The following is a 15,463-nucleotide window of genomic DNA, read 5'->3' on the forward strand; positions in this document are numbered from 1 at the left end:
GGAAGTTTACAATGATTTGGTTTCAATGTAGTGCGTGGCCGCTTTAATCCCGTCGGCGGCACTCGAAATAATTCCGCCTGCATATCCGCTTCCTTCTCCAACCATGTATAAATTGTCGAATCCTTCGCATAGCCCATTTCTGTCGCGAATAACCTGAACCGGAGATGAAGTTTTACTTTCGAGACCCAACAAATTGCCGTTTTCAAATCCCCGCATTTTACGCATAAAATCCTGCAAGCCAACTTGCATCGATTCAACAACCTGTTGGGGCAGCAATTCCCACAGCGGAGCCGGTTTTAATCCCAGTGGGTAACTGGTTTCAAACTGCGATCCTTTTCCTTTTTGTTTCAGGAAGTCGTTAATAGAACACGCCGGTGCTGCATAACCCGCTGCATATTGATAAAAACTTTCTTCCAGTTTTTGCAGATTGTCCAGCGCTTCAATTGCAGAAACTGTTTTACCTGCCAGCTCATCGGGATGAATTGCTGCAACACAGGCAGCATTAGCGAAATTGCCGTTGCGTTTATAATAGCTCATGCCATTAACGATGTTGGTGTGTTCGTAAGCTGCTGCCGGAACAACCATGCCGCCCGGGCACATACAAAACGAAAAAACCGAATGTTTGCCATCAGCCTGCGAAGTAAGACGGTATTCGGCCGCTTTAACGCCCGGAAGTTTTGGTTGTCCCCATTGCGCTTTATTTATGGTTTCCTGCGTGTGTTCCATCCGGCTGCCAATGGCAAAGTTTTTAGTGCGGAAAGGAATGCCTCTTTTGATCAACATTTTATAGGTTTCGAAAGCAGAATGGCCGGGCGCAATAAAAAGCGCATCAGCAGGAAAATTACCTTTGGATGAAATAACCTCTTTTACTTTTGAATTGGTTATTACCACATCTTCCAACATTGTTTCAAACAGAAATTTACCTCCAAGACTCTCAAAAGATTCACGCAAATTCTGCACAATTTTTCGAAGGTTGTCGGTTCCCAAATGTGGGTGGGTCATGTATAAAATCTCCTCCGGTGCACCGGCTTCCACGTAACTTGACAGGATAAATTGTTTCTCTTTTGAAATGCGTTTGGATCGCGAAGTCAGTTTCCCGTCAGAAAATGTTCCTGCGCCACCTTCGCCAAAAGCGTAATTGTTTTGCGGATTAAAAACACCGGTTCGCTCAAAGCTGGAAATGGCTTTGCTTCGTGTTCCGACATCCGATCCACGCTCAATCAATGTAACCTCAAATCCAGCTTTTTGCAATACCAAAGCATTGAAAAATCCTGCCGGACCACTTCCCACAACCACAATTTTTTTGTTGCTTTTTTTGTACGGTATTTCCAGTTTCTCCTTTTCAATGTGTTCATCACCCTTCATCTCCGAGGATGTTACAACCGCTTTTACCAGCCAGTGGATATTCGATTTATTTCGGGCATCGAGGCTTTTGGTCTCCAGCTGGTACGAAAAATTTTTAATACGAAGTGTTTTGGCGATTCTGCTTTGAAGCAATTCCGGACTGAAGTCGGTAGGCAATTTTAGTGAAACTGTTGTTGTTCCCATTTCCTGAAATATTAGAAATCAAAAATACGGAAAGATTATAGGTTTATGCCAGGCATTTCTAAAAAACGATATTTCGTTGTAACGTAACAAAAAGTTGTGCGTCCCATAACTGAAACAACGAGCAAGCTTTAAAGCCATAAAAAACAAAAAACGTTCAAGTTCATTTTTTTACATGTTAAAACGGGCTGTTCATCGAAAAAATGATAAGGGTAAACCTTTTTTTAGTCAATTTTAACATGAAAACAAAAACAAAAAACAATCTCGGGGGAATTCCTTCGAAAAAACAAGTTCAAGCCATGATTAGTCTAAACAATGTTCACAAGTCGTACGTAACGGGGAGTAACTCGTTGCATGTATTAAAAGGAATCGACCTCGAAATTGAAACAGGAGAATTCGTTTCCATTATGGGGTCTTCGGGTTCCGGAAAATCAACCCTATTAAATATCCTAGGTATTTTAGATAATTACGACGAAGGGTCGTATTATTTAAACGGATCGCTGATAAAGGACATGTCGGAAAAGAAAGCTGCCCAATTAAGAAACGAGTTGGTAGGTTTTGTATTTCAGTCTTTCAACCTTATTTCCTTTAAAAACGCCATGGAGAATGTGGCCCTTCCGTTGTATTACCAAGGAGTAAATCGTAAAAAGCGAAACAAAATTGCAGAGGAATACCTCGATAAAGTTGGTTTGTTGGATTGGGCAACGCATTTGCCCAGCGAAATGTCGGGCGGACAAAAACAACGTGTTGCCATTGCACGTTCGCTTATCTCTCAGCCAAAAATTATTTTTGCCGACGAACCAACCGGTGCACTCGACACCAGCACTTCGTACGAAGTAATGGATATTCTGAAAGAAATTAACAACGACGGAATTACAGTTATTCTGGTAACGCACGAGCATGATATTGCTTCGATGACTCAGAAAATTGTCCGTTTGAAAGATGGCCGGATCGATGAGATCATTAAAAACGGCGAGTTAAAAAACTTTCAGAATCAGTACGCCAAAGAATTGGAAACTGCTTAAGGAAGTATTCAGTCACCGTTTTCAGTTTGCTCCCGACGTTTCAGTCGGGATTTCGCCCAGCTTAGCTGTGCTCAACTTGTAACTTTTCACTTTAAACTTAAGCTATCATGTTCGATATTGATAAATGGCAGGAGATTTTTGCCACCATCAAAAAAAATAAAATGCGCACTTTCCTTACCGGATTTAGTGTTGCCTGGGGATTTTCATGCTAATGATCTTGTTGGGAGCCGGTAATGGTTTAAGCAATGGTGTGTCGCAAAACTTTATGCGCGATGCCGTAAATGCTATGTGGCTATGGACTGGCCGCACAAGTATTCCTTATAAGGGAATGCAGGAAGGACGCGAAATTCGATTTACCAATGCCGATTACGATATTCTGAAAGACCTGGAAGGAATTGAAAAAACTTCGGGTCGGTATTTTATTGGTGGCAACCTTTTTTCATACGGAAATGAATACGGCGAGTACACTGCAGTAACCTGTCACCCTGATTTAAAAGATGTGGAGTCGATAGATATTGTTGACGGCCGTTTTGTGAACCAGGTTGATATCAAGCAGACACGAAAATCGGTGGTATTGGGAAAAGATATTTACGATGCACTTTTTGATGGGAAAGAGGCTATTGGTGAATATGTTCGTGTAAATAATATTCCGTTTAAAGTGGTTGGAATTTGCACAGAAGGAGGTGGTACTCGTCACCGAAATGCATACATTCCAGTAACAACCGGGCAAAAAGTATTTAACGGCTCCAACCGCCTGCACAATTTTGCATTAACTATAAATGCCGAAACACTGGAAGAAAGCCAGGCCATTGAAAAGCGTGTGCGGGAAACACTGGCGCGCAAACATAAATTCGATGCTACCGATGATTCCGCTTTGGGATCGTACAACAAACTGGAAGACGTGATTCAAACCATGAAGATTTTCCAGGCCATTGATATTTTTATTTGGATAATCGGAATAGGCACCCTCATTGCCGGTGTGGTTGGCGTAAGTAACATCATGCTGATTGTGGTAAAAGAGCGTACGAAAGAAATTGGTATCCGTAAAGCCATCGGTGCCAGTCCTGCCTCAGTAATTGGATTGATTCTTTTGGAAGCTGTAATGATTACAACCATCGCCGGATATATTGGTTTGGTGCTTGGAACCGGGCTGATGGAGGGATTGAATTTTGTTGTGGAGAAACAATTTGAGGCATCAGCAGCAACTAACGGCGGAAACGGAGAAACCTTGTTCCGCAACCCAACGGTAGACCTGGGAATTGCCATGTCGGCAACATTGTTACTAGTGGTTGCCGGAGCTATTGCCGGTTATATTCCGGCAAAACGAGCTGCAAAGATCAAACCGATTGTAGCATTACGCGACGAATAACAGAAACAAAAACAAAAGCAGAAAACGATGTTCGACTTAGACCTTTGGAAAGAAATATTAAGCGCCTTGAAGAAAAACCGGATGCGTAGTTTTATGACCGCTTTTGGTGTGTTCTGGGGAATATTTATGCTGGTAGTTATGTCGGGAGCCGGCCGTGCCCTCGAGAACGGGGTGATGGACGGAATAAAAGCATTCGCATCCAACTCGGCATTTTTCTGGACCGAACCCACTAGCAAACCCTATAAAGGATTTCAACGGGGACGACGCTGGAACTACAAAAACACAGATATAAAATATATAAAAGCCAACATCAGCGATATTGAATATTTGTCGCCGCGTTTGTTCGGGCCACGAAGCGGAAATGGCGATAACGTAATTCGCGGTAAAAAAACAGGTTCCTTCAATATTTTTGGCGACTACCCCGAGTTTTTCAAGATTGATCCGTGGACTCCGCTGCAGGGGCGATTGATTAATACCATCGATATCCAACATACACGAAAAGTGGTAAACATTGGCGAACGAGTAGTGGAAGTGCTATTTGACGAAGATGAAGATCCGATTGGTGAGTACCTGAAGATTAACGGTGTTTATTTCCAGGTAGTTGGTGTGGTAAAAGGCGAAACCCGTGTAAACATTGGCAGTGGCAGAAAAAACGAGACCATAATAATGCCTTTCACGACCATGCAAAAAACCTTTAACATGGGCGACGATGTGCATTTTTTCTCGGTAACATCTCAACCCGGAGTGCCGGTGAGCAAGGTTGAAAATCGTTTAAAAGAATTGATGAAAGAACGCCACAGTGTTGCTCCCGATGATCAACAAGCTGTTGGATCGTTTAATATTGAAGTGGAATGGAAAAAATACATGGGACTGTTTAACGGAATTCAGCTTTTAACCTGGATTGTGGGAATTGGAACTTTGCTGGCCGGAGTAATTGGGGTAAGTAATATTATGCTGGTAATTATTAAAGAACGTACCCAGGAAATAGGTATCCAGCGCGCTATTGGTGCCACGCCCGGCAAAGTAATTCTTCACATTGTTGCCGAAAGTGTTTTCCTCACCGTTATTGCCGGATACATTGGTTTAGCGTTGGGTGTAGGATTGCTGGAACTGCTGAATATGGTGCTGGAAATGAATGCCGGTAGTGGCGATGATATTTTCTTTCGCCACCCGGAGGTTAGTTTCCAAATGGCAATTGGTGCACTTTCAGTATTAGTGGTTTCCGGAATTTTTGCCGGATTGATTCCCGCACGCCGGGCCGTAAGTATTAAACCGATTGATGCTTTGCGCGATGAGTAGATTACACAAGGCAAAGTAGTTAATGAGTAACCGAGCGAATGGTAGGTAGTATGCAAAAACTTGAGGACTTTGAGTCTTCGTGTAAAAAATAATAAAGAACAAAAAACAATTTAGCCATGAAGAAAGTATTTAGAATTTTAGGAGTTGTAGTATTGGTTGCAATATTTGGAGGAACACTTTTCTTCCTTTACAACAAATCGAAAAAGAAAACAGATTTTTTTGAGAACAAGAAACCTTTTTACAGCGATGTGGTAATGAAAACGGTAGCTACCGGTTCGGTGGTACCGCGCTTTGAAATTGAGATCGTTCCGCAGGTTTCAGGAATTATTGATGAGCTGTATGTTGTTGCCGGCGATAAAATTACCAAAGGCCAGGTAGTGGCACGTATCAAAATTATTCCTGATATGGTAACACTTAATTCGGCAGAAACGCGTGTAAATCGTGCAAAGATTAATTTCGAAGATGCACAGATCGATTACGACCGCCAGCAAAAACTGTTCGACAAAGAAGTGATCTCGTACGAAGAGTTTAAATCGGCAAAAGTAGCTTACGATTCTTCCAAAGAAGAATTGACAGCTGCCGAAAATAATTTAGAATTAATTAAAAATGGTGTAACAAAAAAGGCTGAAACGGCTACTAATACGCTGGTGCGCTCAACCATTAACGGAATGGTGTTGGATGTTCCGGTTGAAGAAGGTAACTCCGTAATACAGGCAAATACCTTTAACGCAGGAACTACCATTGCATCGGTTGCCGATATGGGCGATATGATCTTTGAAGGAAATGTAGATGAAACCGAGGTAGGGAAAATCCGCGAAGGAATGCCAATTGAAATGGAAATAGGTGCTATCGATGAAGAAAAATTTGCTGCTGTTTTGGAATATATTTCGCCAAAAGGGGTGGAAGAAAATGGAGCCATTCAGTTTGAGATTAAAGCAAATGTAAAACTGAAAGAAGGCCAGTTTATCCGTGCAGGGTACAGTGCAAATGCCAATATCGTTTTAGAGCGCAAAGAAAACGTAATGGTTATTCCAGAAGGTCTGCTACAGTTTGAAAACGATTCGTCGTTTGTTGAAGTGAATACAGGAACAAACGAGGAACCAAACTACGAAAAACGTTTCGTACACACCGGCCTTTCTGACGGAATAAATATAGAAATAACAGAAGGATTGAAAGTGGAGGATAGCGTGAAAGGCGAAAAGATCGATCCGAAGAAAGTACAGGAAGCGCAAGCCAATAATGGTTAGTGTCAAATTAAGTATCAAGTCGCAGAATGCGTCATTCCGAACTTGTTTCGGAATCTCTGTTATTTAAAAGATGCTGAAATGAATTCAGCATGACGGAATGAAGTTGAATCTTTGACTTGATACAAACAATAGGTAATTCACATTGCTTTATGTAAATTAGTCGCAAAACAAAAAACAATACATGATGAAGAGTCTTTTAACCTTTTTTTTAGGAATTATACTGTCGGCAGGAGCCTTGAATCTGCAGGCGCAAAACGTTTGGGATTTGCAAACCTGTTTCGATTATGCCATCGAAAACAATCTTCAGGTAAAACGACAGGAAATATCAACACGTTATAACGAAATACTTGTTAAGCAGGCAAAAGATGATAAGCTGCCTAATTTGAATGGTCAGTTGAGCAACGATTTTAGTTTCGGTCGCTCGCTAACCTACGACAATACTTACGATAATATCAACTCATCGAGTGTTGCCGGTGGCTTAAATACCAATATTACGCTTTATAACGGAATGACACTGAGTAATACCGTTAAAATGCGCGAGCTCGATTTGCAGGCTACCATGGCCGACTTGCAAAAAACAAAAGATGATATTATGCTTTCCATATCGGCAGAATATCTTGAAATTCTTTTTGCCGAAGAACTGGAGTTGGTAGCCGAAGCAACTATTGAAGTTACAAAACAACAAATTGAACGCACCCGCCAATTGGTTGATGCAGGTAGTGAAGCCCGGGGGCATTGCTCGAAATTGAGGCGCAACTGGCACGCGAAGAGTTGGATTTGGTAAATGCTCAAAACCGGGTTCAGCTGGCGTATCTGAATTTATTTCAGCTTTTAGAACTGCCCATGGCCGAAAGTTTTACGATTGAAAAACCATCGTTACCCGAAATTCAGGCCAACCTTACTATGATTAATGCCTACGATATATTTAGCACAGCTATTAACGTACGTCCTGAAATAAAAGCCGCCCAGCTGCGCGTTGAAAGTGCATCGAAACAATTGGCAATTGCAAAGGGAGGCCGTTACCCGAGTTTGAGCTTTGGGGCTAATTATTACAACCAGTACAATAACCAGTATAAAATAGCTAACGAGACGATTGATTTAGGAACACAACTAAAAAACAACAGCCGCTCAAGTCTGGGGCTTACATTGAGTATTCCAATTTTTAACCGTTTCCAGGTAAAAAACAATATTACTAACTCCGAACTGCAAATTGCCGATTACGAATATCAATTACAACAAAGCCGTAATGTTTTGCGCAGAGATATTGAGCAAGTATACACCAATGCTCTGGCAGCGTTAAACCGTTACATTTCGTCTGATAAGGCAGTGGCTTCAATGAAAGAAGCTTTCCGTTACACCGAAGAAAAATTTAATGTAGGAATGATTAACTCCGTTGAGTACAACCAGAGTAAAACAAATCTGACCAATGCGCAGTCGAATCTGCTACAGGCAAAATATGAATATATTTTCCGCACGAAAATACTTGATTTCTACAACGGGGTACCAATCTCCTTGTAGCAGATCTTGCTTGAACATTGTTTTTTGTGCCCTGACGGTTACCGTCAGGGCTTTTTGTTTGTAGAATTTTATTAGATGTGACAATTTGCACATTGCGATTGAGACAATTTGATATCTTTGTCGACAACTTATTTTACCTAAATCAATTAAAGCTATTTCTTATGAAGTTGTCTTTGGTCTTAATCCTCTGCTTATTTTTCTCGGTAACCGCTGTTGCCAGTAATTTTATCTTAAAGTCGGATACCACAATTAATACCTTCAACAAAGATTATGTCTATCAGGTTAAGAAATTGCAATCTGAAATAACCATTGATGGTGTAATTGACGAAAACGATTGGGAACGCGCGCAAAAAGCCGATAAGTTTTACCGGGTTTTGCCCATCGATACCGGGTTTGCCAAACAACCTTCAACAATGATGATGGCCTACGACGACAAAGCTTTGTATGTAGCGCAAATTTTTTACGACTACATTCCAGGCGATCGGATTATGGAATCTTTCCGGCGCGATTTTAGTTTTGGAAGTAACGACAACCTGCTTATATTTTTCGATACATTTTTAGACCAGACAAGTGGTTTTTCGTTTGGGGTTTCCGCCTCGGGCGCAAAATGGGATGGAACCATGAGCAACGGAAGTAGTATTTCGTTGGATTGGGATTGCAAATGGGAGATTGAAACCAAACATTACGACGACCGCTGGGTAAGCGAAATGCGCATTCCGTTTAAGTCGGTTCGTTATCCAACAGGAAGCCGCGAGTGGAATGTAAACTTTAGCCGCCTCGATTTAAAATCGGATGAAAAGTCGGCATGGGCACCTGTTCCAAGGCAGTTCCCAACGGCATCACTGGCGTATACCGGACGTATGAAATTTGAAGAGCCGTTGCCAAAATCAAAAATGCAGTTTTCGGTAATTCCGTATTTACTAGGCGGAGCGGCAAAAGATTTTGAGGCCGGAACAAGTACCGATTATCGTACCGATATTGGTTTTGATGCCAAAGTGGGTATCTCTTCTTCCATGACACTCGATTTGACTTACAATCCGGATTTTGCCCAGGTTGAAGTGGATCAACAGGTAACCAATATCGATCGTTTTGAATTGTTCTTTCCCGAAAAACGGCAGTTCTTCCTAGAGAACAGCGACCTGTTTTCAAGTTACGGCTACGCACATTCGCTTACTCCATTTTTTTCAAGAAGAGTTGGTTTGGATGCTCCGGTGCTTGCAGGAGTCCGGTTGAGTGGAAAAATTGGTAACAACTGGCGGGTTGGTTTTATGAATATGGCCACCGAAGAAACAGGTGAAAACCTGGCGCGGAATTTTACAGTAGCTTCCGTTCAGAAGAAGATTTTTACACGATCGAGCCTCGGATTTATTGCCGTTAATAAAGAATACTTTGATGTGCCCTCGGATACCAGCATGTTTAACCGTGTGATTGGTTTCGACTATAACCTGGCTAGCAAAGATAATGTTTGGGATGGGAAATTCTTCTACCATCGCTCATTTCAGCCTGATAATCCCGACAAACAATACTCGCAGGGAGCCATGTTAATGTATAAAACCCCTCATATTCAACTTGGACTTTTCGAAACTTCGGTGGGCGAAAATTACCGCGCTGAAGCCGGATATGTGCGCCGAACAGGATATAATTTTATTGGTGCCGAAGCCGGTTACACGTTTGTGCCGAACAAAAAGTGGTGAGTCATGGACCAAGTATAAAACTCGATAATTATTATAATCCGGATAAGGATTTGATTGAACATGAATACCAGCTTGAATACGATTTTACATTTGCCAACCGTGCACAGTTGAGTTTTGAATATACCGACCAGTTTGTAAAGCTTCGTGGCGATTTTAACCCAACGCAGGATCCTGAAAATTATTTACCCGAAGGATCGGAATATAATTTTGGTGCTTTAGCGGTTTCATACAGATCCACCCGTAAATCGTTATTTACCTGGCAGGCCGAGATTGTGAAAGGTAGTTTTTATAGTGGCGATATACAGTACGTTGAGGGTGAAATTGGTTACCGTTTTCAACCCTATGTAAACCTTGCCATGAATTTTAATTACGCCGATATGGATTTGGGCGATCCATTTAGCCGCGAACAATTTTGGCTGGTAGGTCCTAAAATGGATATCACTTTTAGCGATAAAATCTTCTGGTCGACTTTTGTACAATATAACGAGCAAATCGATAATCTTAATATCAATTCCCGCTTTCAGTGGCGTTACCAACCAGTTTCAGATATTTACCTGGTTTATACCGACAATTATTTTACCGGAAACTGGAATTCAAGAAACCGGGCGGTGGTTTTAAAAATGACTTATTGGTTGAATTAATGTAATACGCTTGTGGCCTTAATTAACCGAACCATTCTCTTTCATATTCGTAAAAAAGCCAACTATTAGTGACTAAAATCACTTCTGTTTAGAGCGACAAATCGTATGTTTTACCAATTTGTTAAACCGGTTTTGGGGGCTTCAAATTATTTCTGACATCGCGAAAAAAAATTAACTTTGCGTGCCTTAAAACAATTTGACAGACAATTGTTTAAGATAAAAACGATTTTATAATATAAAACTCACTAGTAAAATGAAAGTAACAGTAGTTGGAGCAGGCGCAGTAGGCGCAAGTTGTGCTGAGTATATTGCAATTAAAGATTTTGCAGAAGAAATAGTTTTGGTTGATATTAAAGAAGGATTTGCTGAAGGAAAAGCGATGGATTTGATGCAAACTGCTTCGTTAAACGGTTTTGATTCGAACATTGTTGGTAGCACTAACGATTACACGAAAACAGCCGGTAGCGATGTTGCAGTTATTACCAGTGGTATTCCTCGTAAACCGGGAATGACTCGTGAAGAGCTGATTGGTATTAATGCCGGTATTGTAAAAGACGTTGCTGAAAAATTAATTGCTGAGTCGCCAAACGTAATCATCATTGTGGTAAGTAACCCAATGGATACAATGGCTTACCTGGCTCATAAAGCTACAGGTCTTCCTAAAAACAGAATTATCGGTATGGGTGGCGCATTAGATAGCGCACGTTTCAAATACAGATTGGCTGAAGCAATGGATTGCCCACAGTCAGATATCTCGGCGATGGTAATTGGTGGTCACAGCGATACTGGTATGGTTCCATTAATTGATAAAGCCGTTTGTAACAGTGTTCCTGTTGCTGAATTTTTAAGCGAAGAAAAACAAGCAGAAGTAGTTGAAGCTACGAAAGTTGGTGGTGCTACTTTAACAAAATTGCTGGGAACCAGCGCATGGTATGCTCCTGGTGCAGCAGTATCAGAATTGGTGCGCGCCATTGCTTTGGATTCTCAAAAAATGTTCCCATGTTCAGCTTTACTTGAAGGTGAGTATGGCTTAAACGACATTTCAATTGGTGTTCCTTGTGTGATTGGTAAAAACGGTATCGAGAAAATTGTTGAAATTGAACTTTCAGCTGCCGAAAAAGAAAAACTTACTGCAAGTGCAGAAGGTGTTTCAAAAGTGAACGATTTACTATAATTCGATAGAATTATACCAATTGTTTTTCATCGTGAGACCTAAGCGAAACGATGAAATTACAATGGTTAATGCCGATTGAAATTTTGAGGTTCAATTTGATTTCATATCGGTATAAACACAGCATACAGAGGCCCGCAATTTTTGCGGGCCTTTTTTGTGCGAATTTGTTTTAAATTTGGAACCATGCGAACGAAAATACCTATCGACATTATAGAACTGGAATCCTCGAATTATCATTTAATTCTGCCCTCACAATTTAATGGTGAGCAAAATGCTTATTGGGTTGTTGATACCGGCGCATCCAAATCGGTATTCGATAAAAACCTTACTGATTTTATTTTGTCGGAAAATGGAGAAACTGAAGATCTTCATGCAGCCAATATGAGTGAGGAGCCCTTAAAAACTTCGTCAGGTATTTTAAAACCGCTGCTTTTTGGTAAGCTAAAAGTTGATAATATGAAAGTGGCACTGATGGATATGAATCATATAAACGAACTGTACCAAAAAGTTACCGACTACAAAATCTGTGGTTTGCTGGGTAGCGATTTCCTGGTAAAATACAATGCCGTAATCGATTATAAACGAAAACGTTTACTATTGACAAGTTGAAAATCCCTTTTTTAAAAGATTGGATTAGGTCTAATTCAGTGTTAACGAATTTACAATGGCTTTCAATTCTTCTTTTTGCTTATCCGATTGATACGTAATTGTGATGTCGATATAAAAGTCCTCTTTTTTTAATGCAAAATGGGTTTGTTTAATTGTCATATCCTGAATGGTCATTGCTAAATCGAACGTATAACATTCAATGTCGTTAGTTAGCACCTTCTTTTTGATGTCAGAAGTTATAGGATCTAAATTTGCATATTGTTTTTGGGTATGTTCCAAATAGTCGCTTTCTTTTTTTAGTTGTGGATAAAGAGTTTTGCTTTCTGCCATTATGGACAGGTTAGGTTTAAAATCCTCTTGTTCTCCTTCTCGGTAGATAGTGAGCAAATTGGCCACTAAAACAGTATCCTTTTTATCTGCTTCTTCTGCAGGTGTCTTTCTTTCAATTTTGCCCATAGTATCCACCTCCCAGCTTTCCGGAACATTCATACTCATATTGAAATAGGTACTGGAATAAACACCATTTTCAAGTTTACCCTCTTCAACCGGACTGTGGTTTATCTCTTTGCAACTCATCGAAACAAGGGAGGTTAACAAAGCGAAAGTGAAACTTAATCTTTTTATCATGGCATATTTTTTTGATTTTGTACAGCAAGCGAATCGAATCTTGCTTAATTGCTGTTCGAGATAAACGCAATCTTCTTGCTGTTTGGCGACCAGTTTGGAACATTCATTGACCCCTGACCTCCATAAATATAGGCTAAAATACGAGGTTCGCCACCTTCGTAAGGAATTAATCGAATAAGGCAATGTTTATAAAACGGATGATCGCCGGGATCAACATCTTCAGGGAATGAAATAAATACGATCCATTTTTTATCCGGGCTAACATGTGGAAACCAGTCGTTGTATTTGTCGTTGGTCAGCTGTACCGGATTTTTTCCATCGGCGTCCATTCGCCACAGTTGCATTGTTCCGCTTCTTGCCGAGTTAAAAAAGATGTATTTTCCATCCGGACTGAATTCCGAACCGTCATCAAGCGTTTTAAAGTTGGACAATTGTGTTTCTTCTCCGCTTGCTACATCAACACTGTAAATATCATATTGTCCGTTTCGCTGGCCGGTAAAAAGCATCGTTTTTTTGTCGGGCGACCAACCGTGAAAGTACGAAGCGCCAATTCCGGTTTTTGTAACCCGAACCGGAGTAGAATCGCCTTTGGCCGGCAGGTAATAAATCGTTGAATTACCATCGTTATCCGCACTGTGGTGCGAAATCCCTAACAAACTACCATCAAAACTAAGAACATGGTCGTTGTTGTTATTGGTAGCAAAACCGGTATTTAACGGATTTATTTCTCCGTCTGCCAGCTTGTAGGTGAATAAGTGGCCTTTTGAGTTGTAGATCAGATTTTCATCATCAGGTGTCCAGTTGGGTGCCTGAATGGAGTGTGCCGATTGATGGATCACTTTTCGTAAACCACTCTCAATATCAAGTATTTCGAGATTGCTGCCAATATAATCGGTGTAGGGTACGTAATCTTCTTTTTCAGGACGAATAATTCGCACATTGCGGTAAACAGCACTTTCCATAACATCCGGGTTATGTGCACAAACATAAATACCCACATAAACTTCGTTGTCGAGCGAGAGGTTATCGAGTTGCACCACTTTTAAAGGTTCGCCAAATTTGGCCGTCGACATGATAAAAGTAGCGCCCTTTCTTTCCAGCTGGATTACATCCGGAGCCGTATCGTCAGATATCACTTCTTCCGTATCGGCACCTGTCGTTTTTCGGTATTGTAATGATGTTAGCCCGTCGCCATGAACCGTTGCGTTTGCATGCGGCGAATTACTGTCGAGGTTATTCCGAACCATCCAACCAACTTTTCGGTGCGGATCAACACCGTCTCCCAGAAATTTAACTTCGGCACGTAAAATAAAATCACCCTGCAGTGTTGTCCACAGGTAATGAAACTGATCGTCGCCAAACCACATGTTTAGTCCCGATCCTCCGATTGTGTATGTTTGATCGCTTGGATTGAATGATGCAAAACCCTCATGTTTGCAAGCGCCAATATCAGTGTGGCTATCGAAAATACCTACTTGGTTCTGTGCCAGTGAAAAATTTGAACTAAGTAACAGGACGAAAAGTACGGTGAATAAACTTAAGAAAGCAGATTTGATCATGACGTTTTTAATTTAGTTGGTTATCGTTTTTCAGGGGGTAAAAATAAGGAGTTTTCGTTCAAATATCAGAATGCAGGACCTATTGTTGAACACATCTTGAAGCTATTATTGGTTATAGTATTCTTTCACTGTTGCAGGAATAATTTCATCACGATAAAACTCCAGCGATTCCGATTTAAATTGTGCTTTGTTCCAATCAAAGTCTTCAAGAAATTCGTACCCGGCTTTCCATACAAAGGCAATTGCATTTATAATCAATGAGTCGGTTTCAACTTCAACCGGCACGATTTTATATTCGTTGCCCTCGTAAAAAGCCAGCAGACCAATCGCTTTTTCATTTAGATGCAATAATACTTTTCCTTTTACCTCCGAGTTTTTCATTGGGATTATTGCAGGATAATCTGCACCTTTTATAGCAACGCGTGCAAACCCTTTTAAAGTTGCAACTTCAGACTTTACTGTTTGCCCGCATAATCCATCGGCAATTTCAGGAAATAACAGCGACCCATATACAAATACATTAATCATAAATTGTTGGTGTTAAACGAAATACTTCTAAATTACCTTCATTACCTTTGGAAAGCTCGGGTATTTCGGTATATTTGCTCCGCTTAAAAATAAGGTGTAAAAACAAGTGAAAAAAGTTTTATTTACAACAAATGTTTTAAGCGCTTGCAGACGAGAGATTTAACAAATGATTTCTAAAATAAAAATAACAAGAAAATTTGCGGTTCAGCTGGCCCTATTTATGACGGTAATTGCTGCTGCTTTGGTGCTTGATGTTTATTTTGGAAATAACCCGGAGGAAGTTAAAAGGATTAAGGCTGAATCGCAGGAGCAGAGTAGCGAGCAGGGCAAAGTATACCTGATTTCGCAAACGGCTTCAAATACGATTAAAACCTTTGAAGACAGGGGCCATTCCCGCAATACAAAGCCTCAGCTGCACGACAAATTTTTACGCAATTATCATTCGGTTCGCAATTACCAGGTTTTAAAAGCCGAGCGGGTTATACAAACCACACCGCTAATTTCATCTTATCATTACCTGGTTTTCCAAAATCACGTCTTTTCCCCCGATGAAGACCCGATAGGTTGATCGTAGTTCTTTTATCCTTATAAAAGAATATCAGGCAAAGTTTGTCTGAACCATCTCGAA

15 protein-coding genes are annotated in these 15,463 nt (G+C 40.7%); 11 read left to right on the plus strand and 4 right to left on the minus strand.

Annotated features, from left to right (window positions below; all coding sequences use genetic code 11):
* Window positions 1–6: 6 nt before the first annotated feature.
* The gene (locus G0Q07_RS03625) at window positions 7–1,548 is read right to left on the minus strand and encodes an NAD(P)/FAD-dependent oxidoreductase (protein WP_163344809.1); all 1,542 of its coding nucleotides are present in this window, start codon (window positions 1,546–1,548) and stop codon (window positions 7–9) included.
* A 236-nt stretch (window positions 1,549–1,784) separates the two neighbouring features.
* On the opposite strand from G0Q07_RS03625, the gene G0Q07_RS03630 reads away from it, so the two are divergent.
* The 10 genes from G0Q07_RS03630 (at window position 1,785) to G0Q07_RS03675 (ending at window position 12,121) form a co-directional block, all read left to right on the plus strand.
* Entirely contained in the window at window positions 1,785–2,570 is a 786-nt protein-coding gene (locus G0Q07_RS03630) for an ABC transporter ATP-binding protein (RefSeq protein ID WP_317165137.1), read from the plus strand.
* A gap of 211 nt (window positions 2,571–2,781) precedes the next feature.
* Entirely contained in the window at window positions 2,782–3,939 is a 1,158-nt protein-coding gene (locus tag G0Q07_RS03635) for an ABC transporter permease (protein ID WP_163344810.1), read from the plus strand.
* Window positions 3,940–3,966: 27 nt separating this feature from the next.
* Window positions 3,967–5,238 (plus strand): ABC transporter permease, encoded by a 1,272-nt coding sequence (locus G0Q07_RS03640; RefSeq protein WP_163344811.1) that lies wholly within the window; start codon window positions 3,967–3,969, stop codon window positions 5,236–5,238.
* 116 nt (window positions 5,239–5,354) lie between these two features.
* A complete protein-coding gene (locus G0Q07_RS03645) occupies window positions 5,355–6,485 on the plus strand; it encodes an efflux RND transporter periplasmic adaptor subunit (RefSeq protein ID WP_163344812.1) in 1,131 nt (376 codons plus the stop codon).
* Window positions 6,486–6,666: 181 nt separating this feature from the next.
* Entirely contained in the window at window positions 6,667–7,269 is a 603-nt protein-coding gene (locus G0Q07_RS03650; protein ID WP_163344813.1) for a TolC family protein, read from the plus strand.
* Window positions 7,221–8,003: a TolC family protein gene (locus G0Q07_RS03655; protein ID WP_163344814.1), complete on the plus strand. Its 783-nt coding sequence runs from the start codon at window positions 7,221–7,223 to the stop codon at window positions 8,001–8,003. Before G0Q07_RS03650 ends, G0Q07_RS03655 begins: the two co-directional genes overlap by 49 nt.
* A gap of 161 nt (window positions 8,004–8,164) precedes the next feature.
* Window positions 8,165–9,697, plus strand: coding sequence for a DUF5916 domain-containing protein (locus G0Q07_RS03660; RefSeq protein WP_163344815.1), 1,533 nt, complete (start codon window positions 8,165–8,167; stop codon window positions 9,695–9,697).
* Entirely contained in the window at window positions 9,694–10,338 is a 645-nt protein-coding gene (locus tag G0Q07_RS03665; protein WP_163344816.1) for a hypothetical protein, read from the plus strand. The genes G0Q07_RS03660 and G0Q07_RS03665 overlap by 4 nt, the downstream gene beginning before the upstream one ends.
* A 253-nt stretch (window positions 10,339–10,591) precedes the next feature.
* On the plus strand, window positions 10,592–11,512 hold the full coding sequence (locus G0Q07_RS03670) for a malate dehydrogenase (RefSeq protein WP_163344817.1): 921 nt from the start codon (window positions 10,592–10,594) through the stop codon (window positions 11,510–11,512).
* Window positions 11,513–11,695: 183 nt separating this feature from the next.
* Window positions 11,696–12,121 carry an aspartyl protease family protein gene (locus G0Q07_RS03675; protein ID WP_163344818.1) on the plus strand — a complete coding sequence of 142 codons (426 nt, stop codon included), beginning with the start codon at window positions 11,696–11,698 and terminating at the stop codon, window positions 12,119–12,121.
* A gap of 30 nt (window positions 12,122–12,151) precedes the next feature.
* Here G0Q07_RS03675 and G0Q07_RS03680 read toward each other — a convergent pair whose 3' ends face one another.
* The 3 genes from G0Q07_RS03680 to G0Q07_RS03690 form a co-directional block, all read right to left on the minus strand.
* Entirely contained in the window at window positions 12,152–12,748 is a 597-nt protein-coding gene (locus G0Q07_RS03680; protein ID WP_163344819.1) for a hypothetical protein, read from the minus strand.
* A gap of 44 nt (window positions 12,749–12,792) precedes the next feature.
* Window positions 12,793–14,307 (minus strand): TolB family protein, encoded by a 1,515-nt coding sequence (locus G0Q07_RS03685; RefSeq protein ID WP_163344820.1) that lies wholly within the window; start codon window positions 14,305–14,307, stop codon window positions 12,793–12,795.
* Window positions 14,308–14,412: 105 nt separating this feature from the next.
* Window positions 14,413–14,835 carry a gamma-glutamylcyclotransferase family protein gene (locus tag G0Q07_RS03690; protein ID WP_163344821.1) on the minus strand — a complete coding sequence of 141 codons (423 nt, stop codon included), beginning with the start codon at window positions 14,833–14,835 and terminating at the stop codon, window positions 14,413–14,415.
* A gap of 166 nt (window positions 14,836–15,001) precedes the next feature.
* Here G0Q07_RS03690 and G0Q07_RS03695 point away from each other — a divergent pair, with 166 nt between their 5' ends.
* Window positions 15,002–15,403 carry a hypothetical protein gene (locus G0Q07_RS03695; RefSeq protein WP_163344822.1) on the plus strand — a complete coding sequence of 134 codons (402 nt, stop codon included), beginning with the start codon at window positions 15,002–15,004 and terminating at the stop codon, window positions 15,401–15,403.
* Window positions 15,404–15,463 lie beyond the last annotated feature (60 nt).

The organism is Draconibacterium halophilum (assembly GCF_010448835.1).
GTDB lineage: Bacteria > Bacteroidota > Bacteroidia > Bacteroidales > Prolixibacteraceae > Draconibacterium > Draconibacterium halophilum.

What these genes read in the sequence shown, in the direction of transcription:
- G0Q07_RS03630 (WP_317165137.1), top strand. Translation starts at nt 1,785, where the DNA reads ATGAAAACAAAAACAAAAAACAATCTCGGGGGAATTCCTTCGAAAAAA.
- G0Q07_RS03650 (WP_163344813.1), top strand. Translation starts at nt 6,667, where the DNA reads ATGATGAAGAGTCTTTTAACCTTTTTTTTAGGAATTATACTGTCGGCA.
- G0Q07_RS03645 (WP_163344812.1), top strand. Translation starts at nt 5,355, where the DNA reads ATGAAGAAAGTATTTAGAATTTTAGGAGTTGTAGTATTGGTTGCAATA.
- G0Q07_RS03685 (WP_163344820.1), bottom strand. Translation starts at nt 14,307, where the DNA reads ATGATCAAATCTGCTTTCTTAAGTTTATTCACCGTACTTTTCGTCCTG.
- G0Q07_RS03660 (WP_163344815.1), top strand. Translation starts at nt 8,165, where the DNA reads ATGAAGTTGTCTTTGGTCTTAATCCTCTGCTTATTTTTCTCGGTAACC.
- G0Q07_RS03695 (WP_163344822.1), top strand. Translation starts at nt 15,002, where the DNA reads ATGATTTCTAAAATAAAAATAACAAGAAAATTTGCGGTTCAGCTGGCC.
- G0Q07_RS03670 (WP_163344817.1), top strand. Translation starts at nt 10,592, where the DNA reads ATGAAAGTAACAGTAGTTGGAGCAGGCGCAGTAGGCGCAAGTTGTGCT.
- G0Q07_RS03635 (WP_163344810.1), top strand. Translation starts at nt 2,782, where the DNA reads ATGATCTTGTTGGGAGCCGGTAATGGTTTAAGCAATGGTGTGTCGCAA.
- G0Q07_RS03680 (WP_163344819.1), bottom strand. Translation starts at nt 12,748, where the DNA reads ATGATAAAAAGATTAAGTTTCACTTTCGCTTTGTTAACCTCCCTTGTT.
- G0Q07_RS03625 (WP_163344809.1), bottom strand. Translation starts at nt 1,548, where the DNA reads ATGGGAACAACAACAGTTTCACTAAAATTGCCTACCGACTTCAGTCCG.
- G0Q07_RS03675 (WP_163344818.1), top strand. Translation starts at nt 11,696, where the DNA reads ATGCGAACGAAAATACCTATCGACATTATAGAACTGGAATCCTCGAAT.
- G0Q07_RS03640 (WP_163344811.1), top strand. Translation starts at nt 3,967, where the DNA reads ATGTTCGACTTAGACCTTTGGAAAGAAATATTAAGCGCCTTGAAGAAA.
- G0Q07_RS03690 (WP_163344821.1), bottom strand. Translation starts at nt 14,835, where the DNA reads ATGATTAATGTATTTGTATATGGGTCGCTGTTATTTCCTGAAATTGCC.